At 46.1% G+C, this 20,822-nt stretch carries 20 protein-coding genes, 6 tRNA genes and 2 pseudogenes; 5 read left to right on the forward strand and 23 right to left on the reverse strand.

Going from position 1 to position 20,822, the window contains the following annotated elements:
- Window positions 1–4: 4 nt before the first annotated feature.
- The 15 genes and pseudogenes from B3N33_RS08845 to rplU form a co-directional block, all read right to left on the reverse strand.
- Window positions 5–613 carry a DUF4894 domain-containing protein gene (locus tag B3N33_RS08845; RefSeq protein ID WP_243392271.1) on the reverse strand — a complete coding sequence of 203 codons (609 nt, stop codon included), beginning with the start codon at window positions 611–613 and terminating at the stop codon, window positions 5–7.
- A gap of 26 nt (window positions 614–639) precedes the next feature.
- Window positions 640–2,476 (reverse strand): annotated as a pseudogene (locus B3N33_RS08850) (DNA topoisomerase subunit B).
- A gap of 15 nt (window positions 2,477–2,491) precedes the next feature.
- Entirely contained in the window at window positions 2,492–2,788 is a 297-nt protein-coding gene (locus B3N33_RS08855; protein ID WP_099829485.1) for a DUF721 domain-containing protein, read from the reverse strand.
- Window positions 2,751–3,635, reverse strand: a complete 885-nt coding sequence (locus B3N33_RS08860; protein ID WP_214078089.1) for an aminotransferase class IV — start codon at window positions 3,633–3,635, stop codon at window positions 2,751–2,753. The genes B3N33_RS08855 and B3N33_RS08860 overlap by 38 nt, the downstream gene beginning before the upstream one ends.
- On the reverse strand, window positions 3,601–4,878 hold the full coding sequence (gene mtaB, locus B3N33_RS08865; RefSeq protein ID WP_292588588.1) for a tRNA (N(6)-L-threonylcarbamoyladenosine(37)-C(2))-methylthiotransferase MtaB: 1,278 nt from the start codon (window positions 4,876–4,878) through the stop codon (window positions 3,601–3,603). Before mtaB ends, B3N33_RS08860 begins: the two co-directional genes overlap by 35 nt.
- Window positions 4,875–5,327 (reverse strand): HPP family protein, encoded by a 453-nt coding sequence (locus tag B3N33_RS08870; protein WP_214061238.1) that lies wholly within the window; start codon window positions 5,325–5,327, stop codon window positions 4,875–4,877. The genes mtaB and B3N33_RS08870 overlap by 4 nt, the downstream gene beginning before the upstream one ends.
- Before the next feature lie 5 nt (window positions 5,328–5,332).
- Window positions 5,333–6,292 carry a 1-phosphofructokinase family hexose kinase gene (locus tag B3N33_RS08875; RefSeq protein WP_214078091.1) on the reverse strand — a complete coding sequence of 320 codons (960 nt, stop codon included), beginning with the start codon at window positions 6,290–6,292 and terminating at the stop codon, window positions 5,333–5,335.
- A 23-nt stretch (window positions 6,293–6,315) separates the two neighbouring features.
- On the reverse strand, window positions 6,316–7,032 hold the full coding sequence (locus B3N33_RS08880) for an ATP-binding cassette domain-containing protein (RefSeq protein WP_103134278.1): 717 nt from the start codon (window positions 7,030–7,032) through the stop codon (window positions 6,316–6,318).
- A complete protein-coding gene (locus B3N33_RS08885) occupies window positions 7,025–7,186 on the reverse strand; it encodes a hypothetical protein (protein WP_099829479.1) in 162 nt (53 codons plus the stop codon). Before B3N33_RS08885 ends, B3N33_RS08880 begins: the two co-directional genes overlap by 8 nt.
- A 95-nt stretch (window positions 7,187–7,281) precedes the next feature.
- On the reverse strand, window positions 7,282–8,496 hold the full coding sequence (rpoD, locus tag B3N33_RS08890; RefSeq protein WP_414674204.1) for an RNA polymerase sigma factor RpoD: 1,215 nt from the start codon (window positions 8,494–8,496) through the stop codon (window positions 7,282–7,284).
- Between the two features lie 16 nt (window positions 8,497–8,512).
- The gene (gene dnaG, locus B3N33_RS08895; protein ID WP_214078092.1) at window positions 8,513–10,246 is read right to left on the reverse strand and encodes a DNA primase; all 1,734 of its coding nucleotides are present in this window, start codon (window positions 10,244–10,246) and stop codon (window positions 8,513–8,515) included.
- Window positions 10,247–10,310: 64 nt separating this feature from the next.
- Window positions 10,311–10,715 carry a 30S ribosomal protein S9 gene (rpsI, locus tag B3N33_RS08900; protein ID WP_099829476.1) on the reverse strand — a complete coding sequence of 135 codons (405 nt, stop codon included), beginning with the start codon at window positions 10,713–10,715 and terminating at the stop codon, window positions 10,311–10,313.
- Between the two features lie 12 nt (window positions 10,716–10,727).
- On the reverse strand, window positions 10,728–11,252 hold the full coding sequence (rplM, locus tag B3N33_RS08905) for a 50S ribosomal protein L13 (RefSeq protein ID WP_099829475.1): 525 nt from the start codon (window positions 11,250–11,252) through the stop codon (window positions 10,728–10,730).
- 27 nt (window positions 11,253–11,279) lie between these two features.
- Window positions 11,280–11,525 (reverse strand): 50S ribosomal protein L27, encoded by a 246-nt coding sequence (rpmA, locus tag B3N33_RS08910; protein ID WP_103134275.1) that lies wholly within the window; start codon window positions 11,523–11,525, stop codon window positions 11,280–11,282.
- 1 nt (window position 11,526) lies between these two features.
- Window positions 11,527–11,850 carry a 50S ribosomal protein L21 gene (gene rplU, locus B3N33_RS08915; protein WP_099829473.1) on the reverse strand — a complete coding sequence of 108 codons (324 nt, stop codon included), beginning with the start codon at window positions 11,848–11,850 and terminating at the stop codon, window positions 11,527–11,529.
- A gap of 245 nt (window positions 11,851–12,095) precedes the next feature.
- On the opposite strand from rplU, the gene B3N33_RS08920 reads away from it, so the two are divergent.
- Both B3N33_RS08920 and B3N33_RS08925 read left to right on the forward strand, forming a co-directional pair.
- Window positions 12,096–12,166, forward strand: a tRNA-Ser gene (locus B3N33_RS08920).
- A 433-nt stretch (window positions 12,167–12,599) separates the two neighbouring features.
- Entirely contained in the window at window positions 12,600–13,727 is a 1,128-nt protein-coding gene (locus tag B3N33_RS08925) for a hypothetical protein (RefSeq protein WP_422655904.1), read from the forward strand.
- A gap of 512 nt (window positions 13,728–14,239) precedes the next feature.
- Here the strand turns inward: B3N33_RS08925 and B3N33_RS08930 are convergent.
- The 6 genes from B3N33_RS08930 to B3N33_RS08955 form a co-directional block, all read right to left on the reverse strand.
- On the reverse strand, window positions 14,240–14,503 hold the full coding sequence (locus B3N33_RS08930; protein WP_099829471.1) for a stage V sporulation protein S: 264 nt from the start codon (window positions 14,501–14,503) through the stop codon (window positions 14,240–14,242).
- A gap of 49 nt (window positions 14,504–14,552) precedes the next feature.
- Window positions 14,553–14,628, reverse strand: a tRNA-Arg gene (locus B3N33_RS08935).
- Window positions 14,629–14,645: 17 nt separating this feature from the next.
- Window positions 14,646–14,721 (reverse strand) — tRNA-His (locus tag B3N33_RS08940).
- A 13-nt stretch (window positions 14,722–14,734) separates the two neighbouring features.
- Window positions 14,735–14,810: transfer RNA gene (locus B3N33_RS08945), tRNA-Arg, on the reverse strand.
- Window positions 14,811–14,886, reverse strand: a tRNA-Gly gene (locus B3N33_RS08950).
- 12 nt (window positions 14,887–14,898) lie between these two features.
- Window positions 14,899–14,974, reverse strand: a tRNA-Pro gene (locus B3N33_RS08955).
- 218 nt (window positions 14,975–15,192) lie between these two features.
- On the opposite strand from B3N33_RS08955, the gene B3N33_RS08960 reads away from it, so the two are divergent.
- On the forward strand, window positions 15,193–16,107 hold the full coding sequence (locus B3N33_RS08960; RefSeq protein WP_099829470.1) for an ABC transporter ATP-binding protein: 915 nt from the start codon (window positions 15,193–15,195) through the stop codon (window positions 16,105–16,107).
- Here the strand turns inward: B3N33_RS08960 and B3N33_RS08965 are convergent.
- Window positions 16,102–17,334 carry a Gfo/Idh/MocA family protein gene (locus B3N33_RS08965; protein ID WP_099829469.1) on the reverse strand — a complete coding sequence of 411 codons (1,233 nt, stop codon included), beginning with the start codon at window positions 17,332–17,334 and terminating at the stop codon, window positions 16,102–16,104. The genes B3N33_RS08960 and B3N33_RS08965 overlap by 6 nt on opposite strands.
- Window positions 17,335–17,445: 111 nt before the next feature.
- Here B3N33_RS08965 and B3N33_RS08970 point away from each other — a divergent pair, with 111 nt between their 5' ends.
- Both B3N33_RS08970 and B3N33_RS08975 read left to right on the forward strand, forming a co-directional pair.
- Window positions 17,446–17,667 carry a transcriptional coactivator p15/PC4 family protein gene (locus B3N33_RS08970; protein WP_292593051.1) on the forward strand — a complete coding sequence of 74 codons (222 nt, stop codon included), beginning with the start codon at window positions 17,446–17,448 and terminating at the stop codon, window positions 17,665–17,667.
- An 883-nt stretch (window positions 17,668–18,550) separates the two neighbouring features.
- Window positions 18,551–20,476: a histidine kinase N-terminal 7TM domain-containing diguanylate cyclase gene (locus B3N33_RS08975; protein ID WP_292588572.1), complete on the forward strand. Its 1,926-nt coding sequence runs from the start codon at window positions 18,551–18,553 to the stop codon at window positions 20,474–20,476.
- A gap of 52 nt (window positions 20,477–20,528) precedes the next feature.
- On the opposite strand, the pseudogene B3N33_RS08980 reads toward B3N33_RS08975, so the two are convergent.
- Window positions 20,529–20,822: pseudogene (locus tag B3N33_RS08980) on the reverse strand (ISNCY family transposase); the annotation flags it as partial.

A 20,822-nucleotide genomic window follows, 5' to 3' on the forward strand; every position in this document is an offset into this window, starting at 1 on the left:
AATGTCACCTCGCTCTCAACAGTTTACCATCACTCAAGAAAATATATTCGCTTCTGTCGGAGGCGTTTTCTAACTGAAGAAGAAGGTCCTTATTTGCTTCCAAGCTTTCCCAGTCAAGTACCTTCACTCTGATCCCTCTTCTGAGTAACAACACATTGTTTTCAAAATCAAAGTAAGATACCAGTGCCAGTACTCTTCTGTCAGCAAGAATGCCCTCTACCGCTCCGGCAAAAATCTCTATGTCTCTTTCGGTGGCTATATAAACTCCATTTTCTTGAAGAAAACTAACGCCGCCGATAATCGGATTACTCACAACCTCCGAAAGATCGGCATAATCAACTATAACAAAATCGTCGGAGACCCAGTAATATTTGTCTCTATAACTCACCAAAAACTTTCCCGGTTTCAAAAAGACTCTTCCGCCGGAAACGTCAATGCTTCCCGGTGGGTAAATTATATCAGTTTTCCAGGTTCTTCTAAAGGCCAAAGGAAATTCGACCAGAATCTCACCGAAATTAACGATCCTGGTCAACTGCTGTACCGGTGCCGTGAAGAATGACTCCAGTACGAAATTCGCAATAGAAACCATCCAAATGGCAAAGAGAATTACCACACAAATACCGGCTCTAAGTGAAAGGCTCATACGTCAAGATTGGAAATACTCAATGCATGCCGTTCAATGAACGATCTTCTTTCCTCCACCTCGCTACCCATTAGTATTGTGAAGACTCTATCCGCTTCCTGAGCATCTTCTATGTTTATCTGTACGAGNNCCTTTGAATCTCGAGTAATTGAGTTTTCTATCGGAATGCTCCTTAATGAACGTAGTCAATTCCTCATCACTATAGAAATAGTGTTTCTGCCTGTTCAGTTCTATCTTGTAGAGCGGTGCCTGAGCGACATAGACCTTGCCGTTGGTTATTAGTGGTGTCATATATCGATAGAAGAGAGTAAGAAGAAGCGTCGTGATATGTGCACCGTCGACATCGGCATCCGTCATTATTATAATCCTTCCATACCTTAGATTCTTAATCTCGAAGTCTTCGCCCATTCCTGTACCAAGAGCGACTATGATATTGCTTATAGTCTCGCTCTTCAACATTCTGTCGAGTCCGGCCTTTTCAACGTTCAGGATCTTTCCCCTAAGCGGAAGGATCGCCTGAGTCTCTCGCGAACGGGCCATCTTGGCAGAGCCTCCGGCCGAGTCCCCTTCAACTATGAAGATCTCTGTCTCCTCTAGATCTTCCGAGATGCAATCTGCCAGCTTGCCTGGCAGAGTAGTGTTTTCAAGAGCATTCTTTCTTCGAACCATCTCTCGTGCTTTCTTCGCCGCCAATCTCGCACGTGCAGCTTCGAGAGCCTTTGTAAGTATTGCTTTCAGATCCTTCTGATTGTAGTCGAAGTGCTCCTCCAGCTTTTCTTTAACGACTTTCATAACTGCTTCGAATACCTCATCGTTTCCAAGTTTTGCCTTAGTTTGCCCTTCGAACTGCGGCTCTTTCACAAAGACACTCAGTATTGCCGAAAGACCTTCTCTCAGATCTTCGCCCTGCAGATTCTGATCCTTGTCTTTCAGTATATTGTGCTTCCTGCCGAGATCGTTCATCGTCTTTGTGAGCACCGTCTTGAATCCAGTCAGGTGAGTGCCGCCCTCAATTGTCTTGATGTTGTTTACAAATGTGAGAACATCCTCATCATACGACGTGGTATATTGCATCGCGAGCTGTATCTTGACATCGTTATAGGACCCCTCCAGGTAGATGGGATCCTTGTGAACTGACTTCTTGTTCTTGGTGATTGCCTTCACAAATTCAACGATTCCGCCTTCGAAGTGATAGCTTCTCTTTTCGCCGATTCTTCTATCTTCGAAGGAGATCCTTATTCCCCCGTTCAGATAGGCCAATTCCTTGAATCGTGCCTCAAGTATGTCAAAGTCGAAGTCAGTGACTGCGAAAACCATAGGATCGGGTTTGAAGCTGGTTACTGTACCATTTTCCTTTGCTTCGCCAACCATCTCAACGGGCGACAAAGCCTTTCCTCTTTCGTACTTCTGTCTGTATACCTTTCCGTCAACCATTACTTCTACGATCATCCATTCAGACAGAGCATTAACAACAGAAGCCCCCACTCCGTGCAGTCCCCCACTGATTTTGTATGAGTCCTTTGAAAACTTACCTCCGGCGTGGAGAGTTGTCATGACAACTTCCAGTGCACTTGTCCCGGTATCTGGATGGATATCTATTGGAATTCCTCTTCCGTTATCTCTCACTACCACGGAGCCGTCTTCCATGATAACGATGTCTATTCTATCGCAGTATCCTCCCATTGCCTCGTCAATACTGTTGTCGACTATCTCGTAAATGAGGTGATGAAGACCCGACTTTCCGGTTGACCCAATATACATGCCCGGTCTCTTCCTAACCGGATCTAATCCTTTAAGTATCTTTATGTTCTGAGCATTGTATAAATCAGACATTTAACACCTCCATGTCTATCGCCTAATTCTAAATTTAATTCTTCTGATTGCTTCTACTCCTAATGCAGAGTTCAGCTTAGTAAGAAGAGCCTTTTCCCTTAGTCTCATTTCATTGAGCCACATTCCATCATCAACACTTACAATGAGAGTCCCGTCAGTAAAATCCGTAATTGACGAGTGATTTGCTATTGGCTGACCAACGATCTCTTCCCAGTCTTTATTCAACTCGAAGACTTTTATCTTTCTGAACAGCCCCGAGCTTTTCACCAGTTCATCAAATATCTGCCCTATAGTTCGATGGCTCCACTTCATCTAATCCGCTCCAATTGCTGTCTTCTGTCATTATGTATCCCTCAAAATTGTCGAGCAGCAGTCTCGTCATTCCATCCGTAAAGTCCTCAATAAGCACTTTCTCTTCCAGTCTCCTTACTGGAACGATCCCTACGCTCGTATGACTCATGAATATCTCATCGGCACAGAACAACTCCCACGACGGGATAGGTCTCTTTTCAACTGTGATCTCCAGAGATTCACATAGACCGATTACGTTATCACGCGTTATTCCTGGAAGGACTCCCGAGCGGATATCCGGAGTAGCTACCGAACCATCGATGACCAGGAAGACATTCGAGAACGATCCTTCACAGACGTTTCCCTTTTCATTCAGTATAATCATGTCGTAATTGTCTCCGAGCAACTTTCTCGTTCTGATATTCCAGCTAGAGCCCGGCATTTTCAGCTGAGGATTCAGGATATCGCCCGAGGGCTTTGTAAACGGCGAAATGCACACCTTCACTCCGAGTTCATAGATATCCTTCGACACAGAGGGAAGCTTGCTGAAGATGACCGCTGCCCTGCTTTCCTTTCCGTAACTGAGTAGCGATATTCTGATTCTGAAATCCTCTGTCTGTACTGCCTTGTTTTTTTCAAGCCCTTCCATGATTATAGAGTTAAGCTCTTTGCAGCTGAAAGGGACTTCCAGGCCCAACAGTTTTGCCGACTGCTTGAGCCTCTCAAAGTGCTTTCTGAATGCAAAAGGCAATCCGTTGTACGTTCGAACTACTTCGTAGACCGATTCACTGTTCATTACTCCCGGAACAAGAATACTGACCAGGGAAGAATCTTCATCGCACCACCGATCGGCAATATAGTTCAGCATCGGAACCCTCCTTGTGACTCTCGAAATTCGTTACCGTCGCATTCACAAAGCCGCTTTGTCTTCCGTTGACGACGTGAGGCACATAGTATTCATCGAAACCACGACTCGTAGAAGAGTCGGTTTTCTCTATCAGGACTTTGCTTGTCTGGCCGATATGCGTCTCGAGATACCTCTCTCTCGACTTCGCTCCAGCCTCAATTAGCTGCTGCGCTCTTACCTTCTTCACTCCGGATTCTATCTGATCCTTCATCTCTGCAGCCTCTGTTCCCGGTCTCTTTGAGAACCTAAACACATGAACCTTCAGGAAATTCACTTCTTCAATTATTCGAAGCGTCTGCATATGATCCTCGTCAAGTTCTCCAGGAAATCCCGCTATTAAATCCGTTGTGAACGCGAATCTAGGGTCTACCATTCTGGTGCTCTCAACAGCTCTAAGGTACTCGCTTATTGTGTACTTCCTTTTCATGTATTTCAGGACGTTATCAGAACCACTCTGCAACGACAGGTGCATATGTCTTGCAATTCGCGATGAACCGGCCAGTAGATCGAGGAAGCTCTTATCAACGGTATCGGGGTCGAGTGAACCGAGTCTTATTCTCCAATTCCCGTCTAAACCGTCAAGCTCGTTAAGAAGCTCCGTCAAAGACGAATCTAAGTCGACCCCGTAGTATCCGATGTTGATCCCGGTCAGGACGATTTCTTTGTAGCCTCTTCGGACCAATCCTTCGAATTCCTTCCTAACCATATCTATTGGTTTGCTGATTACGTTGCTTCCTCTTGCCAGCCTGATTCTGCAATACGAGCAGTTATTCAGACAGCCGTCTTCTATGCTGAGAAAAGCCCTCGTTCTTCCTTCAATACTCGAAGTAACGGTGAAAAAACCTTCTTGAGGAACTCCGTCGGGTCTATCTAGCTGCCTCGCAACGTACTTGTGAATGGCCCTCTTCTCTTTAACTCCTACAACTTCATCTGCACCAAGTACCATCAGCTCCTCGGGTGAAAGCTCGGAGTAACAGCCTACGATTATGATTTTAGAGTCCGGATTGAGTGCCTTCAGCCTCCTGAAAAGCTGTCTGAGCTTTCTCTCTGCTTCGGAGGTCACAGTGCACGAGTTCAATATGAAGAGATCTGCTTGTTCCTGAGAAAAACTGACTTCAAAGTCCTTTAGTCTTTCGGCCATTGCCTGTGACTCATACTGGTTCATCTTACAGCCGAAAGTGTAGATTGAAACTGTTTTTTTCATCTATCTATCTTGCCTTGCGTTGCTGCGTGAATCAAATGAATCCTGTTTACTATGCCCATCAACTTACCGTATTCATCTACAACCGGCATCACTTTGAGACCGTTCTTGATCAGAAGATCTGCCGCATATATCACTGTGTCATCTGGTTTTATAACTACAGGCGGTTTGACCATATGTTGCGAAACGTGATCGTCCTTTATCTTGCCGAGTCGAATGACGAACTGATGGGTGTCGGGAATGAAAGATGCAGACTGAAGAAGACTGAAGTAACTGGGCAGTGCGCTCTTGATAACATCACTTTCACTCAAGAATCCTACAACCTTGAATTCCTCATCAACAACCGGCAGCCCCGACCTATTCTGCCTCAGGCATAAGACAATGAAATCCTCTATGGTTTCATCTTCGAACATCGCCGAAACGTCTCTTATCATCGCTTCTCTAACCTTCATCTAGATCACTCCAGCTCTCGTATATCGAATGAGTCCATGTGTTCATCAATATCCTCAAGAGAGATACGTTCCTTGCTTATATACTCTGCTTCCGCAACGGCTGCAGCCATTCCTCTTTTTGCAGCCAGGAAGTAATCATTTTCGTTTTCTATCATGGAGTTGACAACTCCACCCATGAAGGCGTCTCCAGTCCCCAAAAGATGAGATCTATCAATATGGCTCTTAGTGTTGAACAGCCACACACCGTCATTTGTTGCAATCACGTCTCCTTCAACTGCATAAGAGAGAATCGCAAGCCTGGCTCCGCGTTCTAGCATCCTTTTTGCAGCTTTCACATAATCCTTCAGATCTACCATCGTTTCTCCGAAAAGCAGTTTCCTGCTTCTCAAATCCGGGCGAGCCACAGTCACAACTCCTGCTTCTACGGCCATTTCGAAGGCGGGACCGATACCCTCCACGAACGATACTTTTCCCGAGTTACTTACCTTCTTGCATAAGGACCTGCAGATCTCGTTGTCCACACCTCTCGGGATGCTCCCAGAGATCACAACATGTCTGACCCTGGAGAGTGCCACATCAAATCTACGAACAAACATTCTCAAGTCATCGGGCTTAATGAGAGGACCCGAAGAATTGATCTCGGTTATCGTCTCGCCTACGGGGTCAACAATAGCGATATTCTCTCTTGTCTCTTCCTCAACGTGAATAAATGCGGTAGTGATGAGGTCGCTCATCAGACGCATTCTCTCTTCGACAACCTTTCCGATATACCCGCCAAGAAAACCCATGGCGATATTTCTAACTCCAAGGCCGGAGAGAATCACGGAAACGTTTATGCCCTTACCTCCTGGATCCATAACCGAATAACTGGGATTCTTCACCCTGTGAAACTCATTGATCTTGAAATTCTCAACAACTATTTCCCTGTCGAGAGCAGGGTTAAGCGTAACGGTAAGGACGTTCATGGTTCACCTCCAACGGCGAGTACTTATCGGTTGTTCAGAACGAAAATCTCGGGACTTCCTACATATGAAATTTTACCATTTTTCAGGACAATCAACAAATCAGAAATGTCTAGAAGCCTCAGAACAAACCTGGAAGAGATAATCAGAGTCGTGTTGTTTCTGGTATCTATAAGGACGTTCTTCACCTCTGTGCAGGCATCGTCATCAAGGTGATCAAGAATGTTGTCTAGAATGATCACCTCGGGGTGACGTATGAGTGTAGAAAAGACCAGCAGCGAGAGCCTTTTGAAAAGTGGTATCGTCTTGAGAGAGGTCTCTGCTTTGACGGCCAGAAGATCAAGAAGATCCAACTCGTTGAAAAGATCGAGTTCGCTCTCTTCAAAATCCTCGAATTCGAATCGCTTTCCTTTCAGGAATCTGAAGAATTCAATCAAAGTGAAGTTTGACATAGCTTCGAGGAATGTCGTATCCACGTAAGCTACTCTATTCCTTACGCTCTTTCTGTCAAGTTGGTCGATATCCGATCCAAAGAGCTTTATTGATCCCGTATATTGGACATCATCGAAGAGCTCTTCGTTGAGATGAATGAAGCTTCTCAGAATTGCCGACTTACCCGATCCCCTTGCTCCCTGTAGAAGAGCGATATTTCCCTTCGGAACTTCTAGCGAAACATTGTCGAGCATCTTCTTGCCGTCGACGATAAGAGAGAAGCCTTCCAAAGAAAGAGCAGTCTCAATCACGAGACTGCTCCTCTTTAGCGTTCCTATCGTTCAATCGACTAAGAATCTCCCTGTTGGCGAGCAAGTCGCCACTCTTAGCCTTCTTTAATAGTTCGATCTGAGAAAGAATTCTGGGACTTGTTTCAACCGGTCTTGCTTTCTTTTTTTCGGCCAAGTTTTCACGTCCCTTCATACGTGTTTTCCATTATATACACTAGACTTTTCTCTCAAGTGATACATAAATTAAGACACTGTTATTAAATGGCTAAATTAGTCGCGCTTAGACGTATTAAGCATTCCCAACAGCGCCTTGAGCTGTTTACTCCTTGAAGGGTGCCTTAGCTTTCTGAGAGCCTTTACTTCGATCTGTCGAATTCTCTCTCTGGTGACGTTGAAGAACTGACCTACCTCCTCAAGCGTTTTTGTCTTTCCATCCAGAAGACCATATCTCATCTTCAGTACCATCGCCTCTCTAGGTGAAAGCGTGTCGAGAATCTGATCTATCTGTTCCCTGAGAAGCATCTTCATTGCCGCTTCCTCCGGCTGCTCCATGGAGTCGTCGTGAATGAAGTCGCCCATTGTCGATTCTTCGTCACCACTAATTGGTGACTCAAGCGAAACCGTCTCCTTCGATGCAGCCAAGATCTCTTCGATCTTCTCCGGCGTTTTCCCGGTGAGTTTCCCCAGTTCCTCGATAGTTGGATACTCCCCGTAGTCCTGCAGGTGTTCTCGAATGACCTTGTTCAGTTTGTTGATTGTCTCAACCATATGGACTGGAACTCTAATAGTCCTTGCCTGATCGGCGATGGCCCTGGTAATCGCCTGCCTTATCCACCAGGTTGCATATGTGCTGAACTTGTATCCCTTCTTCCAGTCGAATTTCTCTACGGCTTTTATGAGCCCTATGTTTCCCTCCTGAATTAGATCCAGGAAAGTAAGGCCCCGCCCTATGTATCTCTTAGCAATAGAGACAACAAGTCTCAAGTTTGCGGTTATTAGTTCTTCCTTTGCCTTCGGCTCACCCTTTTGAGCACGGCGAGCAAGTTCTCGTTCCCTGCTTGGCGTAAGAAGCGATATCTTGCCTATCTCCTTCAAGTACATTTTTATCGGGTCTTTGAGCGAGATGTTGTCGTACATTTCAGGTGTCGTTTCCAGGATAGATACTAACTCATCACTGCCTTCACTCTCTATATCACCGTCTTCCTCTACTGGTTCCTTTTCAACGATATTGATTTTGTTCTTCTCGAATTCCTCATATATCGATTCAACAAGAGTTGAGTCAAATCCCTCGTAATCAGGAGGAAAAGCGCTATCTATATCTTCGTAAGTTATAAATCCCTTCTTCTTTCCTTGCCTTAGAAGCTTCGCTATTCGCTTGTCTATCTCTTCCTTTGTAATAGGAGCATTGTTTTCGCCATTTTCTTCCGAATCTTCATCTTCAACTGCAATCTTTGCAGCAAGCGATTTGATATTCTCTTCAATCACCTTTGCACTCGTCTTCTTACTCTTTTTCTGCTTTTCCAAATTGATCGCCACCCTTCATCTTTCTATCGAGCAATCTACTAAGCTCGATCCTCCTGACCAACAAAGCTCTTCTCGCCCCCTCGTCCTTTACATTCGGCATCTTCCTGTCGATCTCGGCCATCTCTTCTTCCACTAGTTTCCTGTTTGCATACTCACCTGTCTTTTCGAGTATTCTCTGAGCCGTTTCAAAATCAATGCAACTGGATGCCAAATCGATCAACTCTCTCCCTACAATCTCGTCAACCAGGTCCAGCAACTCCTCAAGCTCCAGACCTCTTTTCATTCCTTTCAGAATCTCCTTCAAATCTCCGCTCTCTGCAATCAGCTCCAGCTGCTTCACAACCTTTGACCTGAGTGAAGGGTGTTGCAGGTAGATTCTTACATGATCTTTCAGTTTAAGAACCAGTCCTCTTCCGATTTCACTTCTTGACTGTCCGCCAAGACCTCCCTTAAGGGCCAACTCGAGTTCGCGCTCAGAGTATCCTGTCTTCTGAGAAAGCGCAGCGATAGTTGATTGAACGGTCGCCAGACTGCCAGAGTTTCTGAAATTGATCACATATGGTTTCAGATACTCAATGAGATGTTTTCGCCCCTGAGGGACCGACAAATCTAGTTTCCTCGCAAAAAACTCCACTCTAAAAGCAGGTCCAGGTATAGCTGCCGCAAGAACTTCTTGAATCGCCTTTGCACCTTCAGAGACAAATAGGTCTGCCGGGTCTTTGTGATTTCGTGAGACAACTACAGCCGTCGAAAAATCGATCTTCTCAGCAATATCTATCGATCTTAGTGTTGCTGCCTGGCCGGCATCATCCGAGTCAAGAAAGAACAGCAAATTCCGCGTGTAATTGCCCAGAATCCGTAGATGTCGCTCCGTTAAAGCCGTTCCTAGCAAACCGACGGCATTGGTAATGCCTGCCTCAAAGAGCGAGATGACGTCAAAATACCCTTCTGCTATCACTGCGTAATTCAGCTGCTTGATTGCTCCTTTTGAGCGTGAAAGGTTGAACAAAAGTCTGTTCTTCTGGAAGTATTTCGATTCAGGAGAATTCGTGTATTTCGGTCCTTGTTCGGAAACCATGATTCTTCCCCCGAATCCAACTACTCTGCCCGATTCGTTGTCAATAGGAATCAGTAGTCTGCCCGAAAACCTATCCCTCAAAGAAGACCCTCTTCCAATCAATATGCCAAACTGAACAAGGGTCTTTTCATCGACCCTACATTTTGACGGCAACGATTGCTGAAAAGTTCTTTCATCTGGGGAGTAACCCAGCTTAAACTCGTCTATTGTGGCGAGCGAAATCTTGCGTCTATCAACAAGATACTCCATTACGGCTGAGTTGCCTTCTTTCAACTCACGACTGTAAACATCTGCTAGACGAGACATTATGGATGTGTATTTGTCGTATTCCGATTCCGTCGAATCGATTTCGACGACAATCCCTGCATGATCTGCAAGCCGCTTCACGGCTTCCGAGAAGGATAGACTCTCAATCTTCTGGTAGAAAGATATTACATCACCCTTCTCTCCACAGCCGAAGCAATGAAAGAAGCCCCTTTGAGGGTGAACATAGAACGAAGGATCGTTGTCACTGTGAAATGGGCATAATCCCCTGTAAGAGCTTCCGGCCTTCTGCAGGTTCACATAGCGACCGATGAATTCGACGATGTTTATGGACTTTTTTATCTCGTCGAGTTCCTCTTTGGTGAACACTGAACCACCACCGGCAAAAAAAGGCCCATACGTTCTATGTACGGGCCGTATTCTTTAAAATGTGTTAACGCTTAGAGAACTGAGGTGCTCTTCTTGCTTTCTTGAGACCGTATTTCTTTCTTTCGACTTCCCTCGAGTCTCTCGTTAAGAGACCGTTCTGCCTGAGAAGCTTCTTGAGATCAGGGTTGAATTTGACAAGTGCTCTGGCAATTCCAAGACTTATCGCTCCAGCCTGACCTCCAAGTCCTCCGCCATTGACTCTTATGAGCATATCAAATCTACCAATCGTGTTCGTCACCACGGAAGGTTTCAAAGCGCTTCTTACCCATGCGTCATTTGCAAGGTATTCCTTGAGGTCTTTGAATTCCTTTCCGTTTATCAGAAGTTTACCGGTACCAGGTCGCAGATGAACTCTGGCGACAGAGGTCTTTCTTCTACCTGTTCCGTAATAATTCACAAAGTCAGCCATGCCTCAACCTCCTCATTTAACCAGTTCAATCAATTCGGGTTTCTGCGCAGCGTGGTCATGCTCCGGGCCAGCATATACTTTCAGCTTCTTTAGCATTTTCTCGCCCAAAGCCTTCTTTGGGAGCATTCTCTTGACTGCGAGCCTAACGACTCTTTCCGGGAACTTGTCCATCATCTGTCTTGCCGTTCGTTCCTTTATGCCTCCCGGATAGCCCGAGTATCTGTAATATATCTTCTGGTCGAGTTTCTTGCCGGTAAGCTTGACTTTGTCGGCATTTACTACAATGACAAAATCGCCGGTGTCGAGATGAGGAGTGTAGTAAGGCTTGTTCTTTCCCATAAGAACCATAGCGATCTGCCCAGCAAGTCTACCGAGTGGAACGTCAGTTGCGTCGACGACGTACCATTTCTTCTCTATTTTGTTGCCATTGTGATCAACGAGGTAACCGAGAGTCTTCTCGATTTCTCCCTTTCTTTTCGTCTGCACCTTGGAATGGGTAACTGCCCATCTGCACAAAGGTGTCTTCTGAGTTTTCATAGATGCAATCCTCCTTAACAGAACAGCTTACTCGCTGTAGACACTGACGTACTTGCGGTTGTTTTTTTCTTCGAAGTGAACCTTGCCGTCTATAAGTGCGAAGAGGGTGTGGTCTCTGCCCAGTCCAACGTTGTTTCCCGGGTGTATCTTCGTTCCCCTCTGCCTTACGATTATCGAGCCTGCCCTAACGGCTGAAGATTCACCTCTCTTAATCCCCAGATAGTTGGGATTACTGTCTCTTCCGTTCGACCTACCGGTGCCTTTCCGGGCCATTTCATTTCACCCCCGTATCGATCTTCTCAATAGAGACTTCTGTGAACCACTGCCTGTGACCGTTTACTCTGTCGAAGTTCTTTCGGGGACTAAACTTTACGACCAGCACCTTCTTGTCTCTACCGTGAGAAACAACCTTGCCTACAACTTTTGCGCCGTCCACATAAGGCTTGCCTACAATCGGTTCCTGTCCGTTGTGGACGAGAATTACTCTGTCGAAGACAATTTCGTCTCCGCTTTCCTTCCCGTTCTGCCTTTCGGTGAAGAGAGTCATGCCTTCCTCGACTTTGTACTGTCTTCCCGAGGCTTCAATGATGGCGTACACTAAGAGCCACCTCCTCATGCAATAAAAATGTGCTGAAACGAGGTACCTTTCGGATTTAAGACCTGCTTCACGCACGAAAAAACCGCTCGCGATCAAAATTCTATCATATGTAGTGGGGTGAGGAGAGTGTCTGAGTAACATTATCATTACGAACGAGAAAGAGTTTCAAACTGGTTGAGATCCTTCTGTGGTGCAAGTTTACCATATTGACAGCGCTACAGCCCGTGATATAATCGATTCAGAACGGAGGCGTATCCTAATTGGCTAAGGAGCCGGTCTCGAAAATCGGTGGNNTCGAGTCCCACCGCCTCCGCCAGAGGGCGGTCGTGCCCTTATTTTTTGGAGGTGGTAATGTGATCCTCGACAGGATCGAACAGCTTCTGAAGAGCAAGAAGGGTAACCTGAATTACTCTATTCCTAAAGAGTGGCTGCCTGAAGGATATTCAGGGACTGTCAAGCTAAGAGACCGATACATATTCGTTGATCCGTATGAATATGGCTCAAGTATAGTTGAGAGAATTACTGCGTTGGCTGAAAAGGATACAGACTACTCGAGACCTCTCGGAAGAATCAGAAATGAGAGCGGCAACTCCTGGATCAATTCGGCAATCATATACGGCTCATTTGTCAGAACTACAACCGCTTACTCGCACCACGACCCTGAGTTCTTCTCTGATCTGGATTCACAGGAGTATTCCGAATCTGGAACGTTTCTCAAGATGATCTTCATGCTGCCTTTTCTCTCGAAGATGGGCTTCGATACTCTTTACTTTCTGCCGGTTACGAGCTACAGTGATAAATTCAAGAAGGGTGAGCTAGGTTCGCCCTATTCGGTGAAGGACTTCTTTTCAATAGACAAGCGGTATCACGATGTGTTGCTGGAGGATATGGATGTTGAAGAAGAGTTCACGGCGTTTGTTGAAGCGGCTCACGTCATGGGAATGAGGGTTGTCCTAGATTTCATACCCAGGACCTCGGCCCGTGATTCTGCACTCATTCTCAAACACCCGGAGTGGTTTTATTGGATAGACGCATCTAGACTCGACGAGTACAGGCCGCCGAAGATCGAACCGCTTGGATTCGATCAGGCAAAGGTTGAGACTTTGCCCATCATATATTCCAATGAAAACGTAAAGAAGCATCTATCGCTTTTCAGCCACTCGCCAGCGAAGCTCTACCCCGAGAAATGGAGAGACTTCGTAGCTAGCCACGACGGCACTGAAAGCTTTCTCGATGAACTAGTCTCTGAGTTCGGCCTCGTAACCCCGCCGGGCTTTTCCGACTGGATAAATGACAACCAGCCCACTTGGGACGATATAACTTTTCTAAGACTATACAAGGATCATCCAACTGAATCCCGCAAGTTTGTTAGTGAGGATCAACCGCCTTATGTCCTATTCGATGTTGTCAAGTCGTCTTTCTTTCCCGGAAGCGAGCCGATGGCCGATCTATGGGAGAGTATAGAAAACATCATGCCCTTCTATAACGAAAGATTCGGTGTAGATGGAGCTCGACTAGATATGGGGCACGCACTTCCTAGGGAGCTTGAGCTCAGGATTATTCGCAAGGCAAAGGAGAGAGACCCATCCTTTGCAATCATTGCCGAAGAGCTTGTTATGGGTAACGATGAAAAGGCCAGGCAGTCAGGCTACGACTGTATTCTGGGAAACACATGGTGGATGGAACCGAGAATAGATGAAGGAAAGTTCAAAGAGCTTGTGTATAAAGTGCTGCCAAGTCTCAGGCTGCCCACTTTGGCAGGAATAGAGACTCCNNGCCTGACACGCCGAGGGCAGCTTCCAGGCCTAATGGAAGGAAATTCTCCAGGTTCGCCACAATTCTCAACTACTTCCTGCCTAATGGAATCACCTACATAAATTCGGGACAGGAGGTTTTCGAGATTCAGCCGATGAATCTGGGCCTGGATAACGACGAAGAAGGCCGTTACGTTCTTCCACCCAACGATCCCTTTTACGGAAAGCTCGCGTTCTTCGATCCTTATGTGCTCCACTGGAATGCCGAAGAAGATATGATAGACCTCATTTCTCTCCTTTCTTCATTGAGAAAAAGNNATTTGTTGAGCGCTGGCAATCTCAAACTAATGTGGGAAAATGACTTGAAGTCGGCCGGATTGTTCTATTGGAACGGCACCAAAGGGCTGCTTACGGTAGCAAACGGAGATTTTTCTAGCATGAAGGATTTCCACATAGATCTTGGCTATCATACATGGAAGAGTGAACACAAGGTCTCCTGGAGACTCAAAGGGTTCGACGCTCACTCTGAATGGAATGTTGGTGGAGATTTCCATTTGTCATTGGGTCCGGGCGAAGTAGCGGTAGCAGAGATCAAATGAATAAAGGGCCCCTTAGGGGCCCTTTTTGTCTATAGGTTACTTCTTCGGTTCTACATAAAACCTTACTGCCGTTCTCACTTCACCATCGATTTCAACGTCAGAAAACATTGGAACACATACGAGATCCATCCCGCTAGGAGCTACATACCCTCTTGCAATTGCAATCGCTTTTATTGCCTGATTCACCGCTCCTGCTCCAATTGCCTGAATCTCCGCAAAGCCCTTCTCTCTGAGTACTCCGGCAAGTGCACCAGCGACTGCATTTGGTTTTGAGTGGGTTGCTACCTTAAGGACTTCCATGACTGCTACCTCCTTTGAGACCTGTCATGCTACTGGGAGAGATTTAGGATGGTGCGCCCGGCAGGATTTGAACCCGCAACCATCGGAGCCGAAATCCGATGCTCTATCCGTTGAGCCACGGGCGCATGAGATAAAGAAGGAGTGGGGTGGCTGGCGGGGTTCGAACCCGCGACCGCCTGATCCACAGTCAGGCGCTCTTCCAACTGAGCTACAACCACCACGAACATTGCATGGCGCGCCCGGCAGGACTCGAACCTGCAACCCCCGGATTAGAAGTCCAGTGCTCTATCCATTGAGCCACGGGCGCTGGAGCGGCCGACGGGAGTCGAACCCGCAACATTCGCCTTGGAAGGGCGATACTCTACCAATTGAGCTACAGCCGCACTAATGACCATTGGTCGGGAAGACAGGATTTGAACCTGCGACCTCCTGTGCCCAAGACAGGCGCGCTTCCAACTGCGCTACTCCCCGTTCACGAATCTAAATATATCAGATTTTAAGGATGCCGTCAATAGTACAGAGTCGAGGTAGCGCGAACGGAGGATCGCATCAAAATAATTCACTCCCAGTAACTTGTCAAAGATCTAGGCTAACATTTAGACTGCAGTGGTATTATGTGGTTCAACACAGCACAACTTCAAGAGCCATATACAGGAAATGTAGTAGAATATTTGATGAGGTGGTTATTCGTGGCTGCAATTGTTACATCGAATCTGGTGAAAGAGTATGGTTCGTTCAGAGCGCTTGATGACGTGGCGCTTTCGATAGATCAAGGCGACCTTTTCTGTCTTCTTGGACCAAATGGGGCTGGGAAGTCGACTCTCATTAGAATTCTAACAGGATTGATCAAACCCACTTCCGGCGATGTAAACGTCTCGGGAATGGATCTCAAGACCGAAGCCAAACAGGTAAGAGAGAAGGTCGGTCTCATTTCTGAGAGAGTGATTCTTTACGACCGTCTCTCTCCATTTGAGAATCTGCTCTTCTTTGCTTCAATGCTGAGAATGGATAGAAAGTCGGCCGTTGAGCGAATCCATCTTCTTCTCGAGAAGGTGGGAATGTCTGACTGGAAAGACAAGCCCGTAAGAATCTTTTCGACGGGGATGAAGCAAAGAGTGAACTTCGTGAGGGCACTGCTTCACGAGCCGTCGATACTCTTCATGGACGAGCCCACTCTCGGTTTAGATCCACAGTCAACAAGAACAATCAGGAATATGGTGAAAGAGCTTAACGAATCAGGGGTAACTATCGTGCTTACAACACACATTATGAGTGAAGCAGAGCACATCGCGAAGTCAGTAGGCATCATGCATAAAGGCAAACTTGTCTCTAGCGGAAGAATTGAAGACATCCGATCCTCTCTCAACAAGGATCAAGTTATCGTTACTATAAATGGCACGCCTTCGATTTCGCTGAAAGGAATTGATGGCTATCTTAGTGAAAGTAGATTGAATGGAGTTGTGAAGATCAACTTCCAGCAGGGATGCACTATTGAGGATATTCTTCCCAGGATCCTGCAAATGAAGCTTGAAGTTATAGATATCGAACATAAAAGACCCTCTTTGGAAGACGTCTTTGTAGAGCTTACCGGTGAGAATTCATAGATTTATAAGACTCCAGGGATCAATTGGTGTACCTCCCATGAGCCTGGACTTCTCTGCGGCCCAGCACATTAAATGGCTCTGAAGTGAGTCTTCGAATGTAGTGGATAAGGACCCTGCTTCCCCTTCAAGGTATCTCACAAAACTCTTTACTATTTCACTATCGCCGCCTCCGTGCCTCGAGCCATCGTGGGTAGCAAGATAAGTCTTGTGGTCGCCTGAAAAGAGCTTGACTTCTATACTGTCTCTTTCAAAATCGCCGGTTATCTCGCCATGGCTACCACTGACAAGGATCTTCCTTGTCTTCGCGCTTGTGAATGCATTCATCGAGAAGAAAGCATCGACCCCGTCATCAAACGAGATAAGCACATTCTGGTAATCTGCGACACTGTTATCGCTTCTGAAAACGCATCTTCCGTAACTGCTCGTACGCAGAATCTCTCTGCGACTCTCAAAAGACATGTCGTTTCCGATAGTGTTCACAGGCCAGTCGACATTGTCTGATAAGTATTGCGTAACAGCGGAATATGGACAGGTTTCGTTCAGAGGGCAGTCCAAACATCGTTCAGCTGAGTTCTCGGGTGCGTTCTCCTTTCTGAAATACTTGAGTCCGCCTTTAGATATTACCGAGAGAGCCTTCGAAGAAAGGAGCCAGGTGAGAATATCCATATCGTGACAACTCTTCGAGAGAATAGAGGGACCGGTACGCGTCGAGTCTCTCCAGTTACCCCTTACGTAGGAGTGAGCGAAGTGATAGGAAGCGACCTGCTCGGTGTACTCAACTGCCTGTATCATTCCAACTGAATCAGAATCAAGGAGAGACTTCAGCCGCTTGAAAAAGCTGGAATACCTCAACACATGAGCAACGAATAGCCTGGAGGTATCTGCACCCAAGTCTGCTAAAGATTCTATACCTTCGAGCCCGACAGAGATAGGTTTCTCTAAAAGAACGAAGTAACCTCTTGCAAGCGCTTGTATGGCGGGTTCCACATGTTCTGTTTCCGGAGAAGCAATTATCACACCGTCAGCGAATTTAGGTCTCGAAAGAAGAACCTGCCAATCTGCGACAGAATCCTTGGTGCCTATACTATGCCTCTTTGCAAATCTCTCTCTTCTTAATTGATCGGGTTCGGCCACAGCGACGACCCGAGATCCATCTATAGACCTTAGCGCCTCTCCATATGCAAAGTATCCCCTGTTACCGGCACCTATCATGATCAAATCCACCACAGAAATCTACCACCTTCCCACTTGTAAATTGATTCTAACACTGACTTTCAAAAGCGGGATAGCCTAAGTTGTTCGAGTGTGATATAAAGGGAAAGATAAAAATTGAAAGGAGTGAAGAGTTTGACAGACATAAAGAGAAATGACACTGAGATAGTTCGAGTCTCGAAGAGAGAGTTTAAAGGCCACGAATTCCTGGATCTCAGGATCTACTATCAGGATGATGAAGGCGACTACAAGCCGACGAAAAAGGGAATCACAATTAATCCCAAACTGGTTGATGAACTGATCGACGCTCTAAATAAGGAGAAAGATGCACCGCCCGTAAAAGAGTAGCTTCTTGCTAAATAGGGACTAGATTTGGGCTTTGAAGAGACGTCCTTAGTTGACCGTCCAAGAGAGAAAAAAATCTGTTCTTCGTTCCAGAGCGAGGATCTGTTCCTCGTTCTTGGTCAAGATCATATTGTGAGAGGATGCAGATCCTTACCGGAAGCGCGCCAGGATGATCCAAAGCACGAAAAGGTTGTCATCCCGTTGTGCTCCTAGCAAGAGCGGTTCTTGGTTGTTGGTTGTTGGTAAGAGCATACAAGAAAGGAAGCGCCAAATTCGTTTCGCTCTGAAATTTTCCCCTCATGTCATCCCATAGAACCTGCCCTGAAAAGCTTGCCCCAATATGTACCTGTTTGGGGTCTCCTGTTCAGGGCAAACTGGATTTCGTTACTCTTTGATTTATAGGGGGCTCTAGCTCTTTGTTCTTGACCAACCACCAACCACGTACCACAAACGACGGTTCTTAGCTTGGTGCAGCCGGAACTGGCCGCACGAAATCGGTTTGATGTTCTTCTAGTTTTTTTCTCTCTCTCTTCTCTCGTGAGCAAAGCGAACCTCTCGACAACGCTCTTTCTCGTTTTTTTGTTCAGCCGACGAAGTCGGAACTGGCCACCGAAGGTGACTGGCTTTTCTTTCACCTTCTCGTGAGCGCAGCGAATGTCTCGACAATGCTCTTTCTCATCTTCTCTCTATCTTATCGATCGTTCAATCTAGAACTGCTCTTCACAGCGTTCAGCGCACAGCAAAAGAGCGGCTTTTCCCCAAAATCGTGACCGGCTTGTTCAAAGTCTTGCAACTGACTATTCGCAAGTTGGAATGAGAGGATCTATGACTTTTGAATAAGGGCTCAGTATATAATTGTTTGAAGTGATCTATTGGAGTGTTTGAAATGAATACTTATGCTTTTTTGACGTTTCTTGCAGCGGGTGTATGCTTTGTAATGGCTATACTGTTTTCGAGGCGGAGAGGGATTCTTGAAGCCGGGATTCTAAGCCTCTTGATGTTCTCGATTGCATGGTGGGCATTCTTTTATGCGTTTGAATTGCTCGGGCATGACCTGGAAACAATGAGGCTTCTCAACAAGATCTCATATCCTGGAATAGTATGCACGCCGGTTTTTCTCTTTCTTTTCTCGATGGCAATTCTCGACAAAAGAGAGTGGTTCACCTGGAGAAGGATCTCTTTGCTCTTTGCTGTCCCGGTGGCGGTGCTTGTATCGATGTGGACGAATGAGGTTCACTGGCTCTATTATTCAGTCAGCGAACTGGATCTCAGTGCATCCTTTCCAGTACAGAGACTTGTCCATGGTCCGCTTTTCTGGTTCGGAATCTCTTACAGTTATGTACTGCTTCTTTTGAGCTTAATCTTAATTGCTCAGCAATATATTCTTTCGAGAGGGCCTTATAAGGGTCAGCTGAAGATGATTCTGCTTGGGACTTTTTTCCCGGTACTCGTGAATCTAAATTACCTCTTTGGATTTGTCGATTTCGGATATCTCGACATGACTCCGATTGCCTTCACTATTGCCGGGGTGTTTATGGCGCTAGGTGTTATGAGGTACAGGTTATTTGACATACGACCCGTTGCCAAAGAGACGGTTTTCGAAAGTCTGCCTGACGGTGTGATTATTACTGACGATAGAGGAACAGTCGCCGATATAAATCCTATGGCCTGCTCGATGTTTGGTGTGGAAAGTGAAAGCTCCATCGGACTACATTTCAGTGACGCTTTCAAAGGTATCGAGCCCATTGTGAGCTTTCTTGGTTCCGATCTATCGAAGTCCGATCTAGAGGTGGGAGAGAAGATAGTAGATTCCAGAAAGACGACAATCTTCAGCAAAGGTGGAAAGACAAGAGGTAGCGTCGTTTTGTTGACCGAAATAACGGAGAGGAAGAGAGTCGAAGATGCGTTGCGCCAGAGTGAGGAGAGGCTTGCGCTTGCTGTGAAAGGTGGGAATGTTGGTCTCTGGGACTTCAGAATCAAAGAAGGAGAGCTATCCATAAACGATAGGTACTATCAGATTATGGGTTATTCTACGGGCGAACCGGTTATTGCTTTCCAGAAGTGGAAGGAGCTTGTTCATCCTGAAGATCTTCTGCCTTCACTTGAGGAGATGGACAGATGCTATAGTGGAGAGACAGATCACTTCGAAGTAGAGTACAGGATGCTTTCAAAGAGTGGTGAGTGGATCTGGGTTCACGATAGGGGAGAAGCTGCAGAGAGAGACAAGAACGGAAGGGCCACCCGTATTCTTGGAACTCACATTGATATTTCTCCCACTAAACAGATTGAAGAGGCTCTCCGCGAGAGCCAGGAGAAGTACAAGAAACTTGCAACTACTGATATGCTTACCGGTGTCATGAATAGATACTCACTCGATGAGCTGTTGAAGACTGAAACGGATCGATCTAAGAGATATGGAATTCCGCTTTCTTTGCTTATGCTTGATCTCGATAATCTCAAGACTATTAACGATAACTCCGGTCACCTGGCCGGCGACGAAGCTCTCAAGGAGATGTGTTCTTTCGTTCAGTCAAATATCAGGAGTTGCGACCATCTGGGAAGATGGGGAGGCGACGAGTTTCTGGTATTGGTTACAAATACGGATCTAGAGGGTGCGATGAAAGTGGCGGAGAAACTACGCTCTGGCCTCAATTCCCTTGAACCGAAAGAATGCGGGAAATTGAGCATAAGCATTGGAGTTTCCACGCTTCTTGATGGCGAGAGCGATTACGACAGATTACTTCGAAGGGTGGATAAGGCTCTTTACGAGTCAAAGAGGAACGGCAAGAACAGAGTTACCTCGCTCATCTAGTTGTGTTTCACAATAGACCTCTTTAAGGATTTGGGTGTATAAGAACCGGAAGGTGATGCATATCGCTTATGTGTTTCTTCAAGAGAGTACCGGGTTTTGTATGTGACCTACCCTTCAGTTCCATCTTCTTCCTTTCACTTCGAAGAAGTCTATCCATTGTAGAGGAACTTATTTCCAAAAGCTTCTGCTTAACTTCTTCCCTCAAAGACAAATGACCATTCTTGATCAGATTCTCTATCGCCTCTTCAATAATCGCTTTGAATCTCTTGCCGCAAGGAAAGTCCAGGATCTCCCATATCTCAACTAGTTTTCTCAATACTTCGAAATCATATTTCTTCTTTCTTCC

It is taken from the genome of Mesotoga sp. UBA5825, from assembly GCF_002432955.1.
GTDB lineage: Bacteria > Thermotogota > Thermotogae > Petrotogales > Kosmotogaceae > Mesotoga.

Coding starts and splice junctions, on each gene's coding strand:
- B3N33_RS08855 (WP_099829485.1), bottom strand. CDS start 2,788: ATGAAGTGGAGCCATCGAACTATAGGGCAGATATTTGATGAACTGGTG.
- B3N33_RS08860 (WP_214078089.1), bottom strand. CDS start 3,635: ATGCTGAACTATATTGCCGATCGGTGGTGCGATGAAGATTCTTCCCTG.
- mtaB (WP_292588588.1), bottom strand. CDS start 4,878: ATGAAAAAAACAGTTTCAATCTACACTTTCGGCTGTAAGATGAACCAG.
- B3N33_RS08870 (WP_214061238.1), bottom strand. CDS start 5,327: ATGAAGGTTAGAGAAGCGATGATAAGAGACGTTTCGGCGATGTTCGAA.
- B3N33_RS08875 (WP_214078091.1), bottom strand. CDS start 6,292: ATGAACGTCCTTACCGTTACGCTTAACCCTGCTCTCGACAGGGAAATA.
- rpsI (WP_099829476.1), bottom strand. CDS start 10,715: ATGGCTGACTTTGTGAATTATTACGGAACAGGTAGAAGAAAGACCTCT.
- rplM (WP_099829475.1), bottom strand. CDS start 11,252: ATGAAAACTCAGAAGACACCTTTGTGCAGATGGGCAGTTACCCATTCC.
- rpmA (WP_103134275.1), bottom strand. CDS start 11,525: ATGGCCCGGAAAGGCACCGGTAGGTCGAACGGAAGAGACAGTAATCCC.
- B3N33_RS08930 (WP_099829471.1), bottom strand. CDS start 14,503: ATGGAAGTCCTTAAGGTAGCAACCCACTCAAAACCAAATGCAGTCGCT.
- B3N33_RS08975 (WP_292588572.1), top strand. CDS start 18,551: ATGAATACTTATGCTTTTTTGACGTTTCTTGCAGCGGGTGTATGCTTT.